Origin of the sequence: Lentilactobacillus senioris (assembly GCF_026798195.1) — a bacterium.
Lineage (GTDB): Bacteria > Bacillota > Bacilli > Lactobacillales > Lactobacillaceae > Lentilactobacillus > Lentilactobacillus senioris_A.
In genome coordinates this window covers 23,096-44,788 of the sequence record NZ_JAPQEZ010000002.1, presented here as the reverse complement: position 1 = coordinate 44,788, position 21,693 = coordinate 23,096, and the positions used below count along the sequence as shown (strand labels likewise).

The 21,693-nt window shown below is 36.9% G+C and carries 18 protein-coding genes; 3 read left to right on the top strand and 15 right to left on the bottom strand.

Annotation, left to right across the window (positions count from 1 at the left end):
- Positions 1–9: 9 nt before the first annotated feature.
- The 8 genes from nrdG to OXT66_RS02255 all read right to left on the bottom strand — a co-directional run bounded on the left by nrdG (position 10) and on the right by OXT66_RS02255 (position 9,359).
- Complete coding sequence (gene nrdG, locus OXT66_RS02290; RefSeq protein ID WP_268595895.1) at positions 10–594, bottom strand: anaerobic ribonucleoside-triphosphate reductase activating protein; 585 nt, start codon at positions 592–594, stop codon at positions 10–12.
- Positions 587–2,758 carry an anaerobic ribonucleoside-triphosphate reductase gene (nrdD, locus tag OXT66_RS02285; RefSeq protein ID WP_268595472.1) on the bottom strand — a complete coding sequence of 724 codons (2,172 nt, stop codon included), beginning with the start codon at positions 2,756–2,758 and terminating at the stop codon, positions 587–589. The genes nrdG and nrdD overlap by 8 nt, the downstream gene beginning before the upstream one ends.
- A 244-nt stretch (positions 2,759–3,002) precedes the next feature.
- Positions 3,003–3,647, bottom strand: a complete 645-nt coding sequence (locus OXT66_RS02280) for an HD domain-containing protein (RefSeq protein ID WP_268595471.1) — start codon at positions 3,645–3,647, stop codon at positions 3,003–3,005.
- A gap of 61 nt (positions 3,648–3,708) precedes the next feature.
- Positions 3,709–4,461, bottom strand: coding sequence for an ABC transporter ATP-binding protein (locus tag OXT66_RS02275; protein ID WP_268595470.1), 753 nt, complete (start codon positions 4,459–4,461; stop codon positions 3,709–3,711).
- A 175-nt stretch (positions 4,462–4,636) separates the two neighbouring features.
- Positions 4,637–5,467 (bottom strand): MetQ/NlpA family ABC transporter substrate-binding protein, encoded by an 831-nt coding sequence (locus OXT66_RS02270; RefSeq protein WP_268595469.1) that lies wholly within the window; start codon positions 5,465–5,467, stop codon positions 4,637–4,639.
- Entirely contained in the window at positions 5,464–6,234 is a 771-nt protein-coding gene (locus OXT66_RS02265) for an ABC transporter permease (protein WP_268595468.1), read from the bottom strand. Before OXT66_RS02265 ends, OXT66_RS02270 begins: the two co-directional genes overlap by 4 nt.
- Before the next feature lie 66 nt (positions 6,235–6,300).
- Positions 6,301–8,004: an FAD-dependent oxidoreductase gene (locus tag OXT66_RS02260; RefSeq protein WP_268595467.1), complete on the bottom strand. Its 1,704-nt coding sequence runs from the start codon at positions 8,002–8,004 to the stop codon at positions 6,301–6,303.
- A 26-nt stretch (positions 8,005–8,030) separates the two neighbouring features.
- Positions 8,031–9,359 (bottom strand): YeeE/YedE family protein, encoded by a 1,329-nt coding sequence (locus tag OXT66_RS02255; protein WP_268595466.1) that lies wholly within the window; start codon positions 9,357–9,359, stop codon positions 8,031–8,033.
- A gap of 140 nt (positions 9,360–9,499) precedes the next feature.
- Here OXT66_RS02255 and OXT66_RS02250 point away from each other — a divergent pair, with 140 nt between their 5' ends.
- Positions 9,500–10,411 carry a LysR family transcriptional regulator gene (locus OXT66_RS02250; RefSeq protein WP_268595465.1) on the top strand — a complete coding sequence of 304 codons (912 nt, stop codon included), beginning with the start codon at positions 9,500–9,502 and terminating at the stop codon, positions 10,409–10,411.
- A 49-nt stretch (positions 10,412–10,460) separates the two neighbouring features.
- Here the strand turns inward: OXT66_RS02250 and OXT66_RS02245 are convergent, their stop codons facing one another.
- Positions 10,461–11,243, bottom strand: coding sequence for an alpha/beta fold hydrolase (locus OXT66_RS02245; protein WP_268595464.1), 783 nt, complete (start codon positions 11,241–11,243; stop codon positions 10,461–10,463).
- A 25-nt stretch (positions 11,244–11,268) separates the two neighbouring features.
- Entirely contained in the window at positions 11,269–11,991 is a 723-nt protein-coding gene (locus tag OXT66_RS02240) for a hypothetical protein (protein WP_268595893.1), read from the bottom strand.
- Positions 11,992–12,043: 52 nt separating this feature from the next.
- Here OXT66_RS02240 and OXT66_RS02235 point away from each other — a divergent pair, with 52 nt between their 5' ends.
- Positions 12,044–12,961 carry a LysR family transcriptional regulator gene (locus OXT66_RS02235; RefSeq protein ID WP_268595463.1) on the top strand — a complete coding sequence of 306 codons (918 nt, stop codon included), beginning with the start codon at positions 12,044–12,046 and terminating at the stop codon, positions 12,959–12,961.
- A gap of 49 nt (positions 12,962–13,010) precedes the next feature.
- Here OXT66_RS02235 and OXT66_RS02230 read toward each other — a convergent pair whose 3' ends face one another.
- From OXT66_RS02230 to OXT66_RS02220, 3 genes are all read right to left on the bottom strand, one after another.
- The gene (locus tag OXT66_RS02230; RefSeq protein WP_268595462.1) at positions 13,011–14,606 is read right to left on the bottom strand and encodes an acyl CoA:acetate/3-ketoacid CoA transferase; all 1,596 of its coding nucleotides are present in this window, start codon (positions 14,604–14,606) and stop codon (positions 13,011–13,013) included.
- 101 nt (positions 14,607–14,707) lie between these two features.
- Positions 14,708–15,925, bottom strand: a complete 1,218-nt coding sequence (gene fabV / locus OXT66_RS02225) for an enoyl-ACP reductase FabV (protein WP_268595461.1) — start codon at positions 15,923–15,925, stop codon at positions 14,708–14,710.
- A 433-nt stretch (positions 15,926–16,358) separates the two neighbouring features.
- Positions 16,359–17,111, bottom strand: a complete 753-nt coding sequence (locus OXT66_RS02220) for an MIP/aquaporin family protein (RefSeq protein ID WP_268595460.1) — start codon at positions 17,109–17,111, stop codon at positions 16,359–16,361.
- Positions 17,112–17,475: 364 nt separating this feature from the next.
- On the opposite strand from OXT66_RS02220, the gene OXT66_RS02215 reads away from it, so the two are divergent.
- Complete coding sequence (locus tag OXT66_RS02215) at positions 17,476–18,270, top strand: enoyl-CoA hydratase-related protein (protein WP_268595891.1); 795 nt, start codon at positions 17,476–17,478, stop codon at positions 18,268–18,270.
- An 86-nt stretch (positions 18,271–18,356) separates the two neighbouring features.
- On the opposite strand, the gene OXT66_RS02210 is transcribed toward OXT66_RS02215, so the two are convergent.
- Positions 18,357–18,800, bottom strand: coding sequence for a MaoC family dehydratase (locus OXT66_RS02210; RefSeq protein WP_268595459.1), 444 nt, complete (start codon positions 18,798–18,800; stop codon positions 18,357–18,359).
- 200 nt (positions 18,801–19,000) lie between these two features.
- A complete protein-coding gene (adhE, locus tag OXT66_RS02205) occupies positions 19,001–21,631 on the bottom strand; it encodes a bifunctional acetaldehyde-CoA/alcohol dehydrogenase (RefSeq protein ID WP_268595458.1) in 2,631 nt (876 codons plus the stop codon).
- Positions 21,632–21,693 lie beyond the last annotated feature (62 nt).

Sequence of the window (21,693 nt, the reverse complement as noted above, 5' to 3'; positions counted from 1 at the left end):
TAAACTCCTTTACCGAATTAACTTATCCCAGATGACAACTTGATCTTGTTGCAAGGACTTAGGGACGTCAATAATTCTTTGGTTACTACTGCCACGAAATTGTAAGGTCAAATCTTTCAAGTCTTCCATAAATCGGCCATCAACTAAAATATCTAGATAACTTAGTAGCTCCAATTTGTCGATGGATTCTTGCATTAACTCATCCCATTTATATCCCGTCCACGACCAGATATCTTTGTCATGGCCAAATTCCTTGCGGATTCGTTTGCATAGTCGTAAGCTCACCTGTGTATTCAAAAAGGGCTCTCCCCCTAAGAGAGTTAAGCCCTGAACGTAGCTTTGACTGAGATCTGCGATAATTTGGTCTTCTAATTCTTGCGTGTATGGCCGACCATAATGAAAATTTTGTGCGGCTTTGTTGTAACAGCCTGGACAATTAAATAAACAACCAGAGACATATAAACTACACCGAATTCCCTCACCATCTACCATATTGAAGGGCTTGTAGTCAGCAATATAATTACGACTCCGCTCTGCAGCTAACCATTGTTGTGGTTGCGGGTTGTTGGGAAGCCGTTTAGGTCTATTAGTCATCACTTAAAGCCCCCAATTTCATGTTTTTCACCCGAGAAGCAATTTCTTTATGTCTGCCCTTTACCATCGGCCTAATCATTGGGTTGCCCAAGTAACCACAGGTCCGTTTGACCACGTCACAAGTTTTAGGATCCCGATTGCCACATTGGGGACACTCAAAGCCACGCGCGGTGGGTTTGAAGTCTCCATCGAATCCGCATTGATAACAGTGATCAATGGAAGCATTAGTTCCCAAATAGCCTACGTGATCGTAAGCCCAAGTCCAAACGGCTTCTAAAGCCGCCGGATTTTGTTTAAGGTTTGGATATTCACAGTAGTGGATGAATCCTCCAGAAGCGTACTTAGGATAGTCTTCTTCAAAGGTTAATTTTTCAAACGGAGTCGGATTTTTACGAACATCGTAGTGAAAACTGTTGGTGTAGTATTCTTTATCCGTAATATCTTTGATCCGCCCAAACTTTTCAATATCGTCCTCACAAAAAGTATCAGTCAAGGATTCAGCCGGAGTGGAATACACACTAAAGTGATAACCATATTCTTCTTCCCAGGCAACGCAAGCATCGTGGAGGTATTTTACGATAGCGACCGTAAAATCATGAGCCGCTTGATTAGTTTCCCAATTAGGACCAAAAAAGGCGGTTCCCACTTCGTAAAGGCCGATATACCCTAGTGAAATGGTGGCCCTGCTGTTCTTAAATAGTTCATCTACAGAATCAGTGTCCTTTAAGCGCACTCCGAAAGCACCATTCTTGTACAACGTTGGCGCATTCACCGGTTGGGCCTCTTTACAGCGTTCAATCCGAAATAATAATGCTTTTTTGGTCAAAGCTAATTTATCGTCCAGAATTTCCCAAAATAACGACTCATCCCCCTGAGCTTGTAACGCAATCCGAGGTAAATTAATCGTCACAACCCCTAGATTCATACGGCCACTATTTACTTCTTCTCCCTGTTCATTTTTCCAGCCCTGTAAAAAACTCCGACAACCCATAGGAGCCTTAAAGCTCCCTGTCAATTCTACAATCTTGTCGTACATCAAAACATCAGGATACATTCGTTTAGTAGCACACTCGACCGCTAATTCCTTCACATCATAATTTGGATCAGTTGGATCTAGGTTGACGCCCCGCTTAAGAGTAAACACCAATTTCGGAAAAATGGCGGTCCGGTGTTGCTTGCCTAGTCCTTTAATCCGCACTTGCAAGATTGCCTTTTGGATTTCCTTTTCAATCCACGAGGTCCCTAAGCCAAAGCCCACGGTGGTAAATGGGGTTTGCCCGTTTGACGAGAACAAGGTGTTGACTTCATATTCCAATGCCTGCATGGCATCATAGATATCTTTTTTAGTTTTAGTGCGAGCAAATTCTTCTCGTTTATCAGCCGTTACCCACTCAGCCGCTTCTGAAAGATGCTTTTGGTAGTTTAATTCTGCATAAGGAGCAAGTAATTCGTCGGTCCGATCAGAAGAGCAGCCGCCATATTGGCTAGAAGCTACGTTGGCAATAATTTGAGACATTTGGGCGGTAGCGGTTTGGATAGATCTAGGAGATTCTACTTCGGCGTTACCAATTTCAAAGCCATTAGCTAACATTCCCTTAAAATCAATTAAACAACAGTTAGTCATCGAAGTGAGCGGTGAATAATCTAGATCATGAAAGTGAATGTCACCACGCAAATGGGCCTTAGCCACCGTTTCTGGCATCATCGTTAGTCCCATGGATTTACCCACCATTCCAGCAGTTAGATCCCGACGCGTGCTGAAGATATTACTGTCCTTATTGGCGTTTTCGTGGACTAATTGATCGGTTTCACTAAATAATTGATTTAGCTTGTGTTGGGGGTCAATCGCCTTTTTCCACTTGTTCATATCTTGTTGCCGATATAGATCATACTTGGCTACTAAATCCGCTTGGTCATTAGCTAGTAGCACTCTGCGAAAAATCAACCGAATTTCTTGAACGGTAATTTCAGTTTCTTTGGTATTAATTTGCTCTAAAATTTGTTGCAATAACGTTTGGCGTAATTGAGGATCAGCAGTTAAATTATTTACTACTAATTCGATTTTATAAGAATAAAATTGAACCCGCTCACCATCCATTTTAACCACGGTTGCTGGGCTAGCAGTTATTGTTTGAGTAGTTGATTGAATCGTTTGATTTTCCATAATTAGCCTCCTACCTAAATTTTTAACCATTGTCTAACTCATTGTTTCGAGCTAATTTGACTAGTCATTCGGCCTGACTTTAGGCCTTCAATATTGTTAATCTTACTCGGATAATTTTTGGAATATAAGTCTTGAAGTCTCAATATGTATGTGCTTACTATAAACAGAAACACTATATCTTGTGTTTCAAAGCCATTTGAATATTAAAAAAACTTTCTTGAAATATTTTCAAGAAAGCTTTGAATTACCGTTCACCGTTCCATTCAGCTTTGAATTCCGTTAAATAATCTAGCATCACTTGGTTACGATGGTGGCCAATTTTTTTGGCCGGGGCAGTATTTAATTGATCTGCTAATTTAAGTAACTTTTCGTAAAAATGATTGATTGTGGTTCCTGGTTGCCGATACTCTTCTTTAGTCATTTTTTCTCTCGGCGCAACTAGCGGATCGTAAATTGTTTCGCCAAAATGCCCACTATAGTAAATAGCCCGCGTAATGCCAATGGCGCCAATCGCATCCAAACGATCAGCATCTTGTACTACTTGTCCTTCTAGCGATAGCGTCTGACGTTCACCTAAATTCGCACTAAACGACATATTGCTAATAATATCCATCACCGCACTCGCTTGATCACTTTCAAATTCCGCTGTCGCCAATAACTTTTCCATCTCATTTTGCTTGGCAGCCGGATCAGTGACTAATTTATCATCAGCCAAATCATGCATGTAAGCTGCCGCTAACACAATCGCCCTATTAGCTTGGGGCAGGTCCCGTAAAATTAATTCGGCATTTTTGACTACTCGTTGAATATGATCGAAATTATGTCCGGTTGTATCAGCCTGCATCTGCTGTTGGACGGTTAAGGCAATGAGAGAGATATCTTCAGACATGGAGAAAACCTGACTTTCTGTTTTTCTTTAGAATAACATGAAAACAGCACAATAATTTTATTTAACTCATTTGCTTAATCGAACTTACCAATTGATTTCTAAAAGCAATGTATTCTGTACTCAAGATCTCACTCATATCCATATTAAAATATGGATTAGCAAATTTTTGAGATATTTTTCCAGGTTTACCATTTAAAACATAAATGTTTTGTCCTAGAAAAATTGCTTCATCAATATCATGAGTGATAGCTATAATTCCGTTTTGATTATTTTTCCAAAGTGCCAGTAACAATGAATGCATCTCACTTCTAGTATAGTTGTCTAAGGCACTAAAAGACTCATCCAACATTAATAATGGTGGCTCATTAATAAATGCCCTAGCTAGGGCTACCCGTTGTCTCAATCCGCCTGAAAGTTCATAAATAGGAGTATCTTCAAATTCTAGCAATCTTGTTTCAGATAGCAAATATTGCAGTCTATCTAAGCTTTGATTAGCTGGCATCTTTCTCATTTTAGGGCCAAACAAAATATTTTGTTTAACTGTTAACCAAGGATATAACGCCATATCTTGAAAAACTATGCCCCTTCTCCAATTTGCTCCTTGAACCTTAACTCCCTGCATTTCAATTGTTCCTTGAGTTGGTTTTAAAAATCCAGCTATTAAGTTTAATAATGTACTTTTGCCAACTCCAGATGGTCCCACTATAACGTTTATTGAATTAGGTTCTACGGTTAAATTAATTTCTTGAATAGATGCGTTAGCAGAGTTGGGATACCTAAAACTTACATTATCAATTGTTAATAAATCTGTCATTATTCATCCTTACTCCTTTATATAATTTGCATCAATGAACTTACAGCATTCATTCAGTGTGGGTTTACTATTCAACGTTTGTTGCTTCCCCATAAATAAACATGTTTGATAAAATTGATCCGTAAATTGATTATTCATAAATCGTTTTAATTCAACCGGGTCAAGCCATTGCGACTCACCAACCTGGTTTTTTAGCTTCGGTTGAAGAAATATCTAAATACCTTCCAGTAAGTTGATACGTTTGTTCAGGATTTTGATTATAATATCGGTGTTCTTTTCCTAAAATAGTTAAACATTTAGTCAACAATTCTGGATGCTTATTTCTAAATTGGTTAGTAGCTAACGTAACATTAGCCGTCAAATAGTTGCTTGCTGCCATCTTTTTACTACTAGTAATGGTCTTGGCATCATTTAAATTAGATAAACTTGGTTCCCAAGTATATGCCGCATCAATATCTCCGCGCCGCCAAGCAGCCACAATCTCAGTAGTTTGCATATCCACTAATTTTACTTGGTTCAATAATTTATGTGCTTGTAAAAACATCATTAAACTATAGTGAGATGTAGATGCAAAAGGAGTTGCAATCGTTTTACCCTTTAAGTCATTAATCGAGTTCACCTTAGCAGATTTTTTAACTACCAACTGCTCATTATTTCCAATTACATCATTCACCCACACCAATTTAACAGGTAAGTTAGCAGACATGGCTACCACCGCATTAGTATGGCCCATAGTTGCCATATCAATACTATTTGACATCAGAGCTTTATTAGCATCCACCCCTGAGTCAAAAGTATAATATTTAATCTTATATCCCGTATCTTTTTCTATTGCAGCCAACTTATTTCTTTCCCTAGCAGCCGCAACATCATTTGGAACTCTTAAAATCCCAATTCTAATGACTTTCTCTTCTTGTGATTTTACCCTTTGAGATTTAAACAATGTAACTGAAAAGAATCCAAGGACAACTACCACTATTAAAGAAAAAAATATTTTCTTTCTCATCTTTGTCCGCTCCATTTAACCAGTGCCTTTTCCGCGTTTTTGATAATCATATCTAATAAAATTCCCGTAACTCCAAGTAATATGATGCCGACAAACATGACATCACTCTTCAAGTAGTGTGAAGCATCTATGATCATCCAACCAATACCAGTAGTGGAAGCAATCATTTCAGCAGAAATAATAGTAGTATATGCTACTCCCACAGCTGATCTAATTCCTGTAAAAATATCGGGAAGTGCTGCTGGAAATATGATATGAATAAACAATTGCTTACTATTTGCACCTAATGAGGATGCACTTTGTAGATACTCCTTGTCTACTTTCTTGACAGCATCAAAACAAGCAATATAAATTGGTGGGATTGCAGCCAAGAACAATAGACTGATTTTGGAGATTTCTCCAATTCCTAGCCAAAGAATAAGTAAAGTATAGTAAGCCAACGGTGGAATCGGTCTAATAAATTGAATTATTGGATCTATGATCGCTTTAATAGTCGGGACATATCCACTTAATAATCCTAATGGAATTCCAATTATAATAGCCAAAATTACGGCTATTAATAATCGTTGTAAAGTAATCAAATAGTGAGTTAATAATGATACTCCGTTATATCCGTTAATCGATAACGAAATAAACGTATTAAACACTTTTGCTGGCGATGGTAATAAAATATTAGAAACCATACCCGTAGAAGTGACTAACACCCAAACCAGAATTATAAATAAAATAGTTAGTGTGCTTATAGAAATGCTTTTGGTTTTACTCATTATGAATCCCCTACACAAACAACTAAAACTGGGATCTTTCCTTCCCAGTTTTAGTTGTTTCATTTTTTATAGTAAATCAAATCGATAATTAGTTACGATAGGTTCTCTATCGGTAGTTTGGTCCATAAAGTATTCATATTCACAAATATCTAGGTAAGACCCAGAAATGTTATAAATGTTGGTATAACCCATGTTAACTAAAGCTCTAACAACATTGTAACTACGTTGCCCACTCAAGCAATGAATATAAACTGGTTTATCCGTTGGAATTTCAGAAAGACGATCTCTAAATTCGCTCATCGGAATATTTTTAGCCCCTTTAATATGACCTTCTTCATATTCAAATGATTCTCTTGCGTCAATAATAGTTGCACCAGCTTCTACTAATGGTCGTACTTGATCTACAGTTACTTGTTTATACTCACCGTTTAACAAGTTGGTAGCAACTAAACCGGCCATATTAACTGCATTTTTAGCAGTACTAAACGTTGGTTGGTAACATAATTCTAACGTTTCTAAATCTTCAACATAGTTGTGATTAGTGATCATAGTTGCAATAACGTCTATTTGTTTATCAACAGAACTTTCGCCAATAGCTTGTGCACCTAAAATTTCGCCTGATGGATTGCCAAAAATCAGCTTGAAATAAAGTGGCTTAGCATTTGGCATTAATGCAACCTTATCTTTAGGAATAACCACTGCCACTTCATAGTCAATCTCAGCTTCTTGACATTGCTTTTCAGTTAATCCAGTTGAAGCTACATTCATTTCAAATACTGGGATACACTGAGAACCAATGATTCCACGATTATGAACTTCTCGTCCGTAAATATGATCAACCGCTTGCCGAGCTTCTAACTGAGCAGGAAAAGCTAAATTTAATTTGGTTGGTTTTCTGGTAATTCTATTAACCAGTTCAATTGCATCCCCTACTGCATATACATGTGGTAAATTAGTTTGATAATGTTGGTCTACTTTGATTGCCCCAGTTACCCCCAATTCCACTCCAGCTTTTTGAGCTAAAGCGGTAGCTGGTTTAACCCCAACCGACATAATAACAGCTTCACTATCTAACTTTTTACCTGATTTTAACGTAATACTATTACTGTCAATTTCAGTTAAAACATCATCTACGATTACATCTACACCATTATCTAACATGGTTTTTTGAACAATTTGGGCCATATCATAGTCGATAGTGCCAAGAATATGATCCATACCTTCCACTAAGCTGACATTGTAGCCACCCTTTTTGAGATTTTCAGCAGTTTCAATTCCAATAAACCCACCGCCAATAACGGAAACATTTTTAACTGATTTTTCATCTAAAAATGATTTAATCGCTTTAATATCTTCAACATTTCTAATGGTAAAAACATTATCCCCATTAATTCCTTTAATATTAGATGGCAAAATTGGATCTGCTCCTGGTGATAAGAACAATTCATCATAAGAAACATTTTCTAATTCACCAGTTAAAACATCTTTAACTACCACTTCTTGTTTATTAGAGTCAATATCAACAACTTCATGATTTACAACCGCATTAATGTTATATTGAGCCTTAAATTGTTTAGGATCCATCAATACAATATCGTTAGCATCTGCTATGGTGCCAGATAAATGATATGGCAATGCACAGTTAGAAAATGAGACATTAGGCCCTTTTTCAAACATGGTTACATTAGCAGATTCGTCTAGTCTACGTGCTCTTGCTGCTACTGATGCTCCACCTGCTACTCCACCGATTACAATAATATTTTTACCCATGATTGTTACTTCCTTTCAAATCTAATTTATTTTTTATTTTTAGGTTTATAAATTGGACATAGTGCTAAACGTCCTTGAAAAATTTTAATGGCAAATGCTGCTCCCAAAATTAGGAAAAACATGAAGATGTAACCATGTAACGAAAAATTAGTGATTGCAGAATATAAAGCACCAATGTTACATCCTCTAGCCATTCTGGACCCTAAGCCCATCAATGATCCGCCAATAGCAAAACCAATAAAATCTTGAAAACTCATTTTGAGACTAAATTTAAATCTACCAGCTAAAGTAAATGCGATTAAAGCACCAACTACAATTCCAATATTTCTGATAGTTCCACCATCAACTAATAATGATCCCTTCATTGCTTCAGCAGTTTCATCAAAGGCTGGTGAAGTAAATTTCATTCCAAATAGTTGGAAAAATTTTTGATCTAAACTAACGAATGGTGTGGTTACTCCCCAGGCTTTTCCAGTAGTAGTCAATATAAAAATAGCTCCAATTGCAATTCCCACTGCTCCAGTGACGAATGTCCATCGTTTAACGAAAAAGGTTTGATAAGTTTTCCACGAATTTAATTTAAACGGTTCTTGAGAATTATCCGTGTCCAAAGGTTCCTCAAATTTTTCCCAATCAGACTTTGGATCCAGATACATCCCGTCTTTTTTCTTTTTGTTTTCATAACCTTTGGTAATTAGGAATAGTCCAAACATAATTAAAATTGTAATAGCAATTGCTCCACCATAACCTACATATTGTGGTAACCAAACATTAACTCCTACCTTACCAATGGCAGTATTATCTAATACATACCCTAAATATTGACCTGGAGCCGCAAACAAAACAAAAAATGGTAACGCAACCCAAGCATGCCCTTCGCCTTCACCAAAATCAGAGAGAGTTCCAGAAGCACAACCACCAGCCATGATCATGCCCATTCCAAACAAGAATGCTCCTAAGGCTACCGAGATATTACCAATCCGAACATTTTGAGTACCCGGAATTACTGATTGAATATCTGGATTGGTTATCTGCCAAGCTGGAAGAGCTCCCTTACTAGCAGCGGCCCATTGAATACCAACATTTACAATTGCAGTAATAGTGAATAAAAGTAATAATGCAACGGTCAAACTAGATTCACCTCGATAAAACACCCGTTTTACCCCACCAGCAAATCCAAACCTTGATCGAGTTAGCACATATCCTAATAAAACCCCTGCTACAAGATACACTGGTAATTTGGGAACTGTTGAAGATAAATATGCGCCCCAGATTATCATTAACACCAATAAAACCAAGCCAATAATGGGTTGTTTGCTGTTCAATCCATTATTTTCAAAGCCATCTTTTATCATGTTTGACTCCTTTCAATGATTATGTATTTTTTATCACAACCTTATTTTACGATAGCGGTTACATAAGGTAAAATACGTATATGTTTGTAGATCAATAACCTACAGACTATGGAGCATCATAATTTTAAGGAGGTAACAAGGTGACTAATGATTTCACTTTATTGAATTACCTAAAGGCGGTAATGGCTTCGGGTAGTATTACCGCAGCATCAAAAACTCTCTATATATCTCAGCCGTATTTATCAAAGTACATTAAAGATGCTGAAGAAGAACTAGGTGTACAGTTACTAGATCGTAATCAGCGACCGATTGCCTTAACCAAAAGTGGAGCCAAATATCTGCAAGGTCTTGAAGATATTGATAACGAATATAACACCCTTATAAACGATGTAAGGGAGATGACGTTAAATAAAACTGACAGTATCAGGCTAGGAATTAATCAGTCTATCTCCAGTAAATTAGTTCCAATAATACTTAATCAATACACAGATAAATATCCTAATGACCATATCTCCATCAAAGAATTGCCTTCCATTAATTTGGAGAACATGTTATTAAATAAAGAAATTGATATGCATATTAGAATGTTGCCAATCTTTCCTAATATAATTCACTACCAACCATTAGTAACCGAACCAGTTTATCTAATCATCAATCGATCATGTCCTCTATTCAGTGAAAATAACAAAAGAATTATATCTTTTGCAGGATCTTTGAAACAATTGAACAATTGTGATTTTATTACCTTACATGCTGGTTCTGGGTTTATGCGTTTAATTGAGTTGTTTTTAAATAGCAATAAATTACACATCAAAAAGAAATTTGAAATTAAATCCATAGATACAGCTTCCAATATGGCATTAAGTGGATTAGGTTGTACATTTATTCCTAGTTTTTTTGTGAACAATAACTTTGATTCAACCAAGTGTAATATCTTCAAAATGCCAATTGATGTTTTAAAAGTAAATATCGTGATTTCTTATTTAAAAGAGGAAGCATTAAGCCAATCAATGAGAAATTTCATTAATACTGTTGATCTAAAAATCATTTAAATATTAAAAGAGACTATTTACTTAATACAAAAGTAAATAGTCTCTTTAGTTAATCATTTAAAAAACTTAACATTGATTCATTAAATATTTCAGTTTGTTCTGCCATCAAAATGTGTCCTGCCTTTGGGACTATAAAGAATTGTCCGTTTTGTGCTATTTTAGCAGAAACTTCTGCATGCTTCGCTGGCCAAAAAGGTGATTTTTCACCTGCCATAAATAAAATTGGAACCTGTAGACCAGCAATAACATCTCGCCAATCTTGAAAAGCATGATCATAAAGTAATGGTCGATTTAGCTCATAGTCAAATTTTTCATTCCCCTGCGCTTCCTTAACTATTTTGTAGGTTTCATCATTAATTCGTTGATAAGTAGTATGCACATGATACATTTGTTCTGCAGAAGTGGGAAAATTATCCCATGTTATATCCAGCATTCCATATCGCCAATCATCATCACTAATCATCTTGGGAGATTGATCTACACTAATAATCTTATGAATTAAATTGTCACCATATAAAGAACAATAAGCCCAAATAACCGCCGCGCCCATAGAATTACCAATCATATCTACATTACTTAAGTTTAAAGCATGCAATAATTCAGCAACGTCTTTTCCTTGACGGCTCATTCTTAACCCCTTAGTTGTTGTTTCAGAATGGCCGTGATTACGCCGATCCAAATTAATTACTCGATATCCGTGTTTCAATAATTGTTGTACTTGAGAATGCCAAATTTCCTTATAGCCCGCATATCCTGTCATGATTAGCACTGGTTGTCCAGTGCCTATGTCATCGTAGTTTAGATTCACACCATCACTTGTTAAAAAATGCATTCATTTTACCTCCTCTGTCTCACAATCAAATACCAACCATCTTAGTCGTCATAGTTTGAGCAGTAATAGACCGTATTTGTTCAATCTGATGATCTGCCGAAATATCCAATTGAAAATCAGCTTGTTCTCTAAACGGTAAAACATTTTCTACAAAATTAGGGATATTAATTTGCTGCCAAGCCTGTCTGATAAATTTATTATAATCTTCCCAATTTAATTGATATATTTTGTTCAAGCCTAAATCATGGCATCGTTTTACATACCACTGAAAATTTTGATCTAAGTTAGTATTCAAAAATAAACTCATTGTCAGCATCGAGCGAAACTTTGGTTGCATTACCATTAGCCCTTCCAAAACAATAATATCTGGCATAAAAATTTGTTTTAAATGTTGTTTATCGACATCATTCATGACATGATTGTAGCAAGGGATATTAATCAAACGATTATGATTAATGGCCATAACAAACTTATCAATCATAGTTTGATCATAACTAATAGGAAAACCTTTATATTTCATTAACTGTCGTCTCTGCAATTTTTTATTATCTAATAAAAAATCATCAGTTGAAACAAGATTGCAAATTAATGAAGGAAATTCCTGATAACACAAATCATAAATTTTTTGTGCAAGTGTAGTTTTACCAGAAGCAATATTTCCAGTTATACCAATAACAATTGGTCGATTTTGGTATTGATTTACTTGAATATGATTAATAATTTGCTTTTCCAAATTCTGCTTAATCATTGTCACGATTTTTACCACCTTTTATCGTATTGAAAGGAGCATCAACTTAATTATGAGTATGGATATTCACCAAATTCAATATTTGTTAACCATTGTGGATACTGATTTTAATTTAACCAAAAGCGCTAAACAATTAAACATCTCTCAACCAGCTCTAAGCAAGTTAATTCGTGAAGTTGAAAGTACCGAAAACATTCAAATTTTTATTCATAAAAAAGGGAGAATTGTGGGCCTAACTTCAGTCGGTGAAGATCTAATCCGCCATGGTCGTCAGGTTAGCACAGAATACAATGCTTTGATGCAAAGCCTTCATGATCATGCTAATTTACGTAGTGGCAGGATTCGTGTCGGAATTGCTCCGGTTATTATCTCTACCGTTTTTAATAAAGCCATTCCTAAGTTCATGCAAGAAAATCCAGCCATTGAATTAAAAATTGTTGAAAAAGGCGCTTACGAACTTCAAAAAATGTTGCTGCTTCAAGAAATTGATTTGGCGGTCATTGTATCTCCAGCAACTTTCCCCGCAATTAAAGAATCCATTATTTATCGCGATTCAGTTTCTGTTTGGTTCAACAACAAACATCGCTTTCATGAACTGCATGGTGCCATCCCAATTGAAGAAATTAGCAAAGAACGAATTGTAACTTTGGATGATAGCTTCATGGTAACTTATCAAATTAAACAAAAATTAGAAAATGCCGGAATTGTTCCCAACTTCTTTTTTCAAACTAGTTCTTGGGATCTTGTATTGAATATGTGCAAAGAGATGAGCACAGTTGGTATCATTGCTGCTCCAATTGGAAATAATTATTCTGATAACAAAACTATTGAACATCGAAATTTCGAACCATTTTTTCCTTGGAATATCAGTATTTGCCACGTAGGAGAACAATACTCTAGTACATTAGTTAAATACGTAGAACGCTGGTTTACGACTTATTTCAAAGACGCACAACAGCCTAACAACTAATCATAAAAAGGGACTTAGACACTTCAGTCTAAGTCCCTAATTTTATCTGCTATGCGATTACTCCAACCTCTTGGTTAGCTCGATTAATCGTGTCACCCATAAGTGGTTCCGCAAAAATCCGAGCATCCATGTACTTTAATTTTGAACTAATTTTGGGAATAAAATCCATTTGATCTAAAACGTCTTGTTGTAAATCAATTCCTGGAGCTATTTCAATTAATTCAATACCATCTGCCGTTAGTCGAAAAACTGCTCTCTCAGTTACATAGTAAATATTTTGATTATTTTCATGAGCAACCGGACCGGAAAATGTAATTTGTTCTACAGCTTTAACTAACTTATGATTTCTGCCTTCTTGATCAATTATCAATTTACCATCTTTAATACTTTCACGCAGTCCACCAGCAGTAAAAGTACCAGTAAAGACAACTGTGGGTGTGTTTTGAGTAATGTTTACAAAGCCACCAGTACCAGCAATTTTAGGGCCAAATTTAGAAACATTAATGTCACCTTTGCTATCCAATTCGGCTAATCCTAAGAAGGTAATATCAATTCCGCCACCATCATAAAAATCAAACATATATGGTTGATCAATGGTTGATTCAGGTGCAATAGCACAGCCAAAATCACCACCACCCATTGGCACACCACCAAAAGTACCTGGTTCAACAGTAGTCGTAACCCCTTCTGCACTGCCTTCTTCTTTTAGAATAAGAGAAACTGTCTCTGGATATTTACCAATACCATAATTAACAATATGGTCAGTATCACTTTTAAACATTGCTGCTCTTCTGGCAATAACTTTTTTTGCATCTAGTGGAACTTCAATAGCACCTGCTGGTTTAACAACATCTGCATTAATATAATCTGGATTATACTGCGTTGAATTACTCTGCATAGTCATTTTTTCATCAGCAGTTTCGACAACATAATCTACTAAAAGGCCAGGAATTCGAATATCTTTAGGTTTTAATGCACCCGCCTTAACTACTCGTTTTACCTGAACGAAAACTTTTCCACCATTATTATGAGCTGCCATAGCAATAGAAGTTGATTCCAACGTTAACGGTTCATCATCAAAAGTAATATTTCCATTTTCATCAGCAAAAGTTCCACGTAATATAGCAACATTGGGCTTAGGAACCTCATAAGCTAGGTAATCTTTACCATCAATTTGCATTTTAGAAACTAAATCATAATCTTTAGCAGCATCATTAAGTTTGCCACCTTCAACGTCTGGATCAACGAAGGTACCCAGTCCGACCCTGTTAATTTGAACAGGTTTATGAGCAGCAGAATCACGGAAAATCTGAGAAAGCACTCCTTGCGGAAGATTGTAAGCTTCAAATTCATTGTTGGCAATGAGGGGTTCTAGTTGTGGCGCTAATCCATAATGACCACCAACTAATCTTCTCATAAGACCCTTAACTGCCAGATTGTTGGTTCCTTTACTATCACCATCACCAATACCAGAAGCATGCCAGATTTCAAGTTGCTTTGGGTGACCTTCTTCATCGAATCGTTTTCTAATACTTCTTAAAATTTCTTCAGCTACATCCGAACCCAAAAACCCTTCGAGAGCCACCGTTGCGTTATCAGGAATCAGTTTCGCCGCTTGTTGACTATTAATAAATTCAACTGTCATAATTCATTCACCTCGTTGTTTAATAAATAAATTAATATTTTTAGATTGATGGTATACGCAATGGTTACCGTCAAAAGTTTTCAATTGGATTCAATTTTCACTTAAGGTTCCCAACTTTGTAATTCTTCTAGATTTGCGGTAGTTTCGGTTACACCAGGAACTTCAAATCCATTTAGTTGCATAAATTCTCGACGAAATTCATCGTAACCAGTTAAATCAGTATTAAAGTTTTCTGGTGTAATTTTAGCCATTAACTCCTCAACCTTAGCTTGAATATCTGGACGTTGTTCCCAAGCATCAGGACGAAGACGACCATTATCATCAATTTCTCGTTTATTGCCATAAACCATATCACGGAATAAACGATCTTTATGCATGATTGGAGTTTCATGAGTTCCAGTTTCTTCTTCTACTTTATAAAGAGCTAGGCAGTAAAGTGGGAAAATTGGAATAACCACAGAAGCTTTAGTTGTAACAGCACGCGATACTGAAATGAGTGATTCACCATGAATATCATCAATTTCTTTTTGAATTCTATGTGATGATTCTTCAGCTGCATCTTTAGCAGCCCCTAAAGTTCCTTCATGGTAGAAAGCATAGGTACTCTTAGGTCCAATATATGAGTACAAAATAGTCTTAAAGCCATCTGCCAAAACACCGGCTTTCTTTAATTCATCGACCCAGATTTCCCAATCTTCGCCACCCATAACATGTTTAGTAGCTTCAATTTCTTCCTGGGTAGCTGGTTCAACGGTTTGTTCAAATAAAGTATCTTCTTCAAGGTTAATATTTTCACCAGTAACTGGTTCACCAACTGATTTGATTACTGAACACCAAACTTCATCAGGATTATCGGGGTTTGCTCGTTTGGGTGCAGCAACTGAGTAAACTAATAAATCAATTTTGCCCCCAAATTCATTTTTGATATATTCAATAACTTGATCTTTCATTTCTTGAGTAAAGCAGTCTCCGTTAAAGTTCTTAGCAATCAATCCCGCTTCTTCTGCAGCTTTACGGAAGAAATAATTATTATACCAACCAGCAGTTCCTAACATTTTTTCATCCTTTGGTGGACGTTCAAAGGAAACATTAATAGTATCAGCACCAGAACCAAAGGCAGCTGTAATTCGGCTTGCAAGTCCATAACTGGATGAGCCACCCAAAATTAAGGCTTTTTTAGCTCCGTCGTAGCGTCCTTTACCTTCTACATAAGCAATTTGGTTTAAAATTTCTTGACGACAACCATAAGGATTTACTGAACGAGCAACGTTTCCCTTCATTTTTTCGGTTAATTCAACAATTGTTTTTTCTTCAGCCATAATAAATACCACCTTTTTATTTTTTGTGCTGTATGTATGTCAATCCATTTTCTTGTTAAAACGGTTGAAAGTACTCGTTGATATCAATGAGGACCGTCCCAGCAGTTAAATAAATTAACTCAACAGCCAATATGGTTATTTACCTAGATAACTTAATCGAACTTACAAGCAATGACATTGTGAATCGATTAATTTATCTTCACCAACAATGTAATCCCTTTCAACATTTTTCACCAATATCGCTTTTTTATTTTATACATAACCGTAAGTTATGATTCTAGAGTAACCTTAATTCAATAATTATTTTAGTTTTTAAATTCACAATCTTTTTTTGTTTGTATTATCATTATTAAATTTACAATCATTTAAAAGTTAAAAAGTCTTTAAAACAAAGAAATGCGACCTTATATGTATATAAGATCGCCGTATCAAACTATAGTGAAAAGATTACTTTAAAAATCAAAATACCAACAATAGCTCCCACTGTTGGAGCTAAAACTGGCACCCAACTATATTCCCAATGAGAAGATCCCTTATTAGGAACTGGCATTATAGCATGAATTATCCTAGGTCCCAAGTCTCTTGCGGGATTTAAAGCAGGTCCAGTGGGTCCACCAGCTGAAATAACTAATGTCATTATCAAAAAGCCAATACCAATATTTGCTATATCAACGCTTTGAGAGAAAAACATCCCACGATATAAACCCATTGCGCCAAAGATTAACACAGCCGTTCCAATCATTTCAGTAACAAATCCATTTAAACTACTACCAGTTCCATCGCCAGTAGAAAAGCTAGCTAACACTAACGCCGGATCTTTAGTTAATTTGTAGTGCGGCCAATAAATTGCTATTATCAGTAGCTGTCCAGCCATTGCTCCTAAGAACTGCCATAAAATATATACAGCTACGTGACTCCAAGGAAAAATTCCGGCTACCGCTTGAGCAATGGTAATTGCTGGATTAATGTGATTACCAGAAATAGAACCAAACATCATTGCTGGAATCATTACCCCAAAACCGTATCCTAAGGCAATAAAAATCCAGCCACCATTTGCTTGTCCTGCATCACCATTACCAGTCGTTTTATTTAGAAATGAATTAGCAACTGCCCCATTTCCAAACAAAACCAGCATTAAAGTACCGAAAAATTCAGCTGCATAACGCATATCCCACGATCCACTCATAATCATGATCCTCCTAAATATTTAATTTTGTGTTTCGACGACCTGAACTATACAGGAATAGATTTTCAGCGTAAATATTGATATTTTTTCATAGTAGGTATATCTATATGTTATACATATGTAAAATCTACGCAAAAACAAGCTTTAATTTTGTGTAAATGATTTTATTTTCACAATCTTTTTATTTATTTTCTTTTTCAATGCCTCATAGACTTCCATTAAATCATTGATATCAAGGCATTGCTATTTAAAAAGATTTTGAATTATTTTTCACCAACGGTTGCAATTTAAAAAAAAATCGTTATGATTGGTTTCGAAAGTACTCGTTGATAACCCCCTGAAAATCGAAAGGAAGTTATTAATGATGAATACCCCTAACTACGAAAACATTCTACTCACTGTTGAAAATGACATTGCTACTTTGACCATTAACCGTCCCAAGTCTATGAACGCCCTTAATACTGCTACCTTGATTGAAATCGGACAAGCTTTTGATTTAATTCGAGAAAACCAAGATGAAGTTAAGATTGTCGTTGTTACTGGTGCAGGAGAAAAGGCTTTTGTTGCTGGAGCTGATATTTCTGAAATGCGTGATATGAATTCATTACAAGCAGCAGAATTATCTAAAATTGCTCATAATTCATTCAGCAAAATTGAAAACCTACCACAATTAACCATTGCAGCAGTTAATGGTTACTGTCTTGGTGGTGGTTGTGAACTGGCATCTTCATGCGATGTTCGTGTAGTTTCTTCTAAAGCCAAGTTTGGCCAACCAGAAGTTGGTTTGGGTATCGTTCCTGGATTTGGCGGCACTCAACGACTAACTCGATTAGTTGGTAGAGGTAAAGCCAAAGAAATAATTTCCATGGCAACCATGATCAGTGCTGAAGAGGCTCACCGAATTGGGTTAGCTGACGAAATCGCTGAACCAGAAGAGTTAATGAATAAAGTTAATGAAATTGCAGCAGCTGTTATGAAAAACAGTCCTATTGCAGTCGGTATGGCCAAGTATGTTATTGATCGTGCTGCTGACCTTCCATTAGATATTGCAATTGATTTTGAAACTCAGATGTGGGCTCAAACTTTTGCTACTAATGATCAAAAAGAAGGTATGAGTGCCTTTCTAGAAAAACGTTCAGCTACATTTAATGGAGACTAGTTTTACCAATTAATATTGATCAGCGAAATTAAAAAACCACTTTTAATCTATATAAATTAAAAGTGGTTTTTTAATATATTAATTTATTATTTTTTATCTCTTTGAGCAGGCATAATTTGGGCTTCACCATCTGTAACTACCTCACCATCTTGATTAGTGACGGTAGTTTTTAAAGTAACCAGCTTAAAATGTTTTTTTTGATCAATTTTAGTAATTTCCACGTTAACTACTAAAACATCGTCAAAATGAACTGGTTTATTAAATCGCAATGTCTGCCCTAAATAAATTGCCCCTGGTCCCGGCATCTGAGTTCCGATACATGCTGAAATCATCCCTGCCGAAATCATACCATGAGCGATTCGTTCATGAAATTGAGTTTGGTTAGCAAATCCATCATCCATGTGCATTGGATTAAAATCACCAGTTACCTTAGCAAAATCTTCAACATCTTGCCTAGTTACACGTTTTGAAAAAGTACCCATCATTCCTAATTCAATTTCATCATCATAAATGATTTTATAACTATCCATAAGCAGTGGCCTCCAAAATGCAAATTATGTGATTTATTTCACATTATCCTTATGAATATTATATGCTTATAATAAATAGTTGGCTAATATATAAAAGTAATCCTTTAAATAACCAAAAGTAATACCAAAAAACGCCCAGCTCACGCCCGGCGTTTTTCTTATCCCGCAATCTAATTATATATATTTATTCAGGTACTAAATTATTTCTTTTCGACTCCCCGACCATCATATTCGTCGATCATAATTTGCTTAAGGTCAGCCATTAATGGTTCTTTAGGGTTAGCAGTAGTACATTGGTCTTCGTAAGCCAACTTAGCTAATTCATCAACGGTAGCATCGAATTGAGCTTTATCAACGCCCCAATCTTTCAAGCTAAGAGAAACACCGACTGAATGAGCCAATTCAATAATCTTGTTTACCAAGGCTTCTTTCAATTCTTCGTCACTATCGCCTTTGAGGCCAACGTAGCGAGCAATTTCAGCGTAATCCTTGTCAGCTCTAAATGATTCGTACTTAGGCCAAACGGCAATCTTCTTAGGTAACTTGAAGTTGTAACGAATAACGTGTGGCATAGTGATAGCGATGGCAATTCCGTGGGTTAAGCCAAATTCTCCCCCGAGTTTGTGGGCGATAGAATGGTTAATTCCCAAGAAGGCATTTCCAAATGCCATCCCAGCTAATGTAGCTGCGTTATGCATTTCTGCTCTAGCAGTTGGATCGCCATTGTAAGAATCAGTCAAGTTTTCAAAGACCAACTTGATTGCTTGAAGTGACAATGGGCGAGTGTAATCTGAAGCCATTACGGAAACAAATGATTCAATTCCGTGACAGAGAACGTCCAATCCAGAAGCGGCAACGGTACCCTTAGGAACGGTTTCCACAAATTGAGGATCGATAATGGCAACGTCAGGAGTCAACGCATAATCAGCCAATGGGTATTTAACGTGCGTCTTAGAATCAGTGATAACGGCAAATGGTGTTACTTCTGAGCCAGTCCCAGAGGTAGTTGGAATAGCTACAAATTGGGCTTTCTTAGGCTTATTAAACTTGTATGCCCGCTTTCTAATATCCAAGAATTTTTGCTTAGCTCCAAAGAAGTTAGCTTCTGGATCTTCATAGAATAACCACATGTTCTTAGCGGCATCCAATGGTGACCCCCCACCTAAAGCAATGATGGTGTCTGGTTGGAAAGCCCGCATTTGAGCGACCCCTTTGTTAACCGTATCGGTAGTTGGATCTGGTTCAACACTTGAGAATAATGAGTATTGAATTTCGTTAGGGCGACGCTTTAATTCGTCTAAGACGATATCAACATAGCCGTGTTCTACCATTGATGGACTAGTAACGATGAAGACCTTTTCGATGCCGGGCATGCTGTCCAAGTAACGAACAGAAGTCTTTTCGAAGTAGACCCGTGGTAATTTAATCCATTGCATATTATTTCGCCTCTTTGCGATAGTTTTGATGTTCAAGAGGTCATAATCAGTAACGTTGTGAGAAATTGAGTTAGCACCCCAGGAACCAGTTCCTAAAGTCATGGAAGGAGTCATTTGGTTGTACAAGTCCCCAATTCCACCGAAACCGCCAGGAGTATTAACTAAGACCCGGGCAGCCTTCATTTGCTTACCAAATTCAACGGACAAATCTTCATCAGTGGTTTGAATCCCAGCAGTATGACCAAGGCCCCCATAATTCAGTAAGGCTTCACAAACTGTAAAGGCTTCGTCATGACTGTTAACTCGGTAAAATGACAAGACTGGGCTTAACTTTTCACCAGAAAGTGGGAACTTAGGACCAATTTCATCATTAGCTAATTCAGCAGCAAGAACCTTAGTGTTTTCAGGAACCTTGATACCGGCCAATTCAGCAATTTGGATGGCTGATTTACCAGCGATAGGACCTTTAACGCCCCCCCGCTTAGCATCAAACATTGCGTCAGCCAAGGACGCTTTGTCTTCAGCGTTAATGAAGAAAACGCCGTTACGTTCAAATTGTTCCTTGATATCGTCATAGATGGCGTCATCAACTACCGCACTGTTTTCAGTAGCACAGATCATCCCATTATCAAACGTCTTAGAAAGCACGATGTCGTTTACGGCACGGGCGATGTTAGCAGTTTTTTCAATGTAAACCGGGCCGTTACCAGGACCAACGCCCAATGCTGGCTTGCCAGTTGAGTAAGCTGCCTTAACCATCCCAGGACCCCCAGTTGCCAAGGTGCTAGCAACATCTGGATGATTAATTAATTTAGTAGTGGCTTCTAGACTTGGTTCTTCAATCCATTGGATAATTCCTTCTGGTGCCCCAGCAGCCACCGCAGCATCCCGAACTACTTTAGCAGCAGCGACAGAAGCCTTCATTGCTTGGGGATGGAAACTAAAGATAATTGGGTTTCTAGTCTTCATAGAAATAATCGACTTGAATAATGTAGTAGAAGTTGGGTTAGTAACGGGAGTAATTCCGGCTAAAACTCCAAGTGGTTCTGCCACTTTAATTAATTGGCGTTCCTTGTCATCTTCGATGATCCCAACGGTTTTGTGATCGCGGATGTGGTGCCAAATTTCTTCGGTAGCAAAAATGTTTTTAACAGCTTTGTCTTCAGCAACCCCCCGACCAGTTTCGTCAGCGGCCATAATTGCCAAATCCATGTGGGCATCCAAGCCGGCCATTACCATTTGGTGGGTAATGTAGTCGACCTTAGCTTGGTCAAATGAATCCATTTCGTGTAATGCGGAAACGGCGTTAGCCACCAATCCGTTAATTACATCGTCAACACTAGTAGTTTTTACTTCAACAGCTTGTTTTGGTTTGTTTTGGTTTTCCTTTGCCATGTGTAAGCCTCCAAGAGGAAAATTGATTGTTATTTATTTCACAAAAATATCATATCACGTTT

Bases quoted from the DNA above. Each gene is read 5' to 3' on its own strand.
- nrdG (WP_268595895.1), bottom strand. From the start codon at position 594: ATGACTAATAGACCTAAACGGCTTCCCAACAACCCGCAACCACAACAA.
- nrdD (WP_268595472.1), bottom strand. From the start codon at position 2,758: ATGGAAAATCAAACGATTCAATCAACTACTCAAACAATAACTGCTAGC.
- OXT66_RS02280 (WP_268595471.1), bottom strand. From the start codon at position 3,647: ATGTCTGAAGATATCTCTCTCATTGCCTTAACCGTCCAACAGCAGATG.
- OXT66_RS02275 (WP_268595470.1), bottom strand. From the start codon at position 4,461: ATGACAGATTTATTAACAATTGATAATGTAAGTTTTAGGTATCCCAAC.
- OXT66_RS02270 (WP_268595469.1), bottom strand. From the start codon at position 5,467: ATGAGAAAGAAAATATTTTTTTCTTTAATAGTGGTAGTTGTCCTTGGA.
- OXT66_RS02265 (WP_268595468.1), bottom strand. From the start codon at position 6,234: ATGAGTAAAACCAAAAGCATTTCTATAAGCACACTAACTATTTTATTT.
- OXT66_RS02260 (WP_268595467.1), bottom strand. From the start codon at position 8,004: ATGGGTAAAAATATTATTGTAATCGGTGGAGTAGCAGGTGGAGCATCA.
- OXT66_RS02255 (WP_268595466.1), bottom strand. From the start codon at position 9,359: ATGATAAAAGATGGCTTTGAAAATAATGGATTGAACAGCAAACAACCC.
- OXT66_RS02245 (WP_268595464.1), bottom strand. From the start codon at position 11,243: ATGCATTTTTTAACAAGTGATGGTGTGAATCTAAACTACGATGACATA.
- OXT66_RS02240 (WP_268595893.1), bottom strand. From the start codon at position 11,991: ATGATTAAGCAGAATTTGGAAAAGCAAATTATTAATCATATTCAAGTA.
- OXT66_RS02235 (WP_268595463.1), top strand. From the start codon at position 12,044: ATGAGTATGGATATTCACCAAATTCAATATTTGTTAACCATTGTGGAT.
- OXT66_RS02230 (WP_268595462.1), bottom strand. From the start codon at position 14,606: ATGACAGTTGAATTTATTAATAGTCAACAAGCGGCGAAACTGATTCCT.
- fabV (WP_268595461.1), bottom strand. From the start codon at position 15,925: ATGGCTGAAGAAAAAACAATTGTTGAATTAACCGAAAAAATGAAGGGA.
- OXT66_RS02220 (WP_268595460.1), bottom strand. From the start codon at position 17,111: ATGAGTGGATCGTGGGATATGCGTTATGCAGCTGAATTTTTCGGTACT.
- OXT66_RS02215 (WP_268595891.1), top strand. From the start codon at position 17,476: ATGAATACCCCTAACTACGAAAACATTCTACTCACTGTTGAAAATGAC.
- OXT66_RS02210 (WP_268595459.1), bottom strand. From the start codon at position 18,800: ATGGATAGTTATAAAATCATTTATGATGATGAAATTGAATTAGGAATG.
- adhE (WP_268595458.1), bottom strand. From the start codon at position 21,631: ATGGCAAAGGAAAACCAAAACAAACCAAAACAAGCTGTTGAAGTAAAA.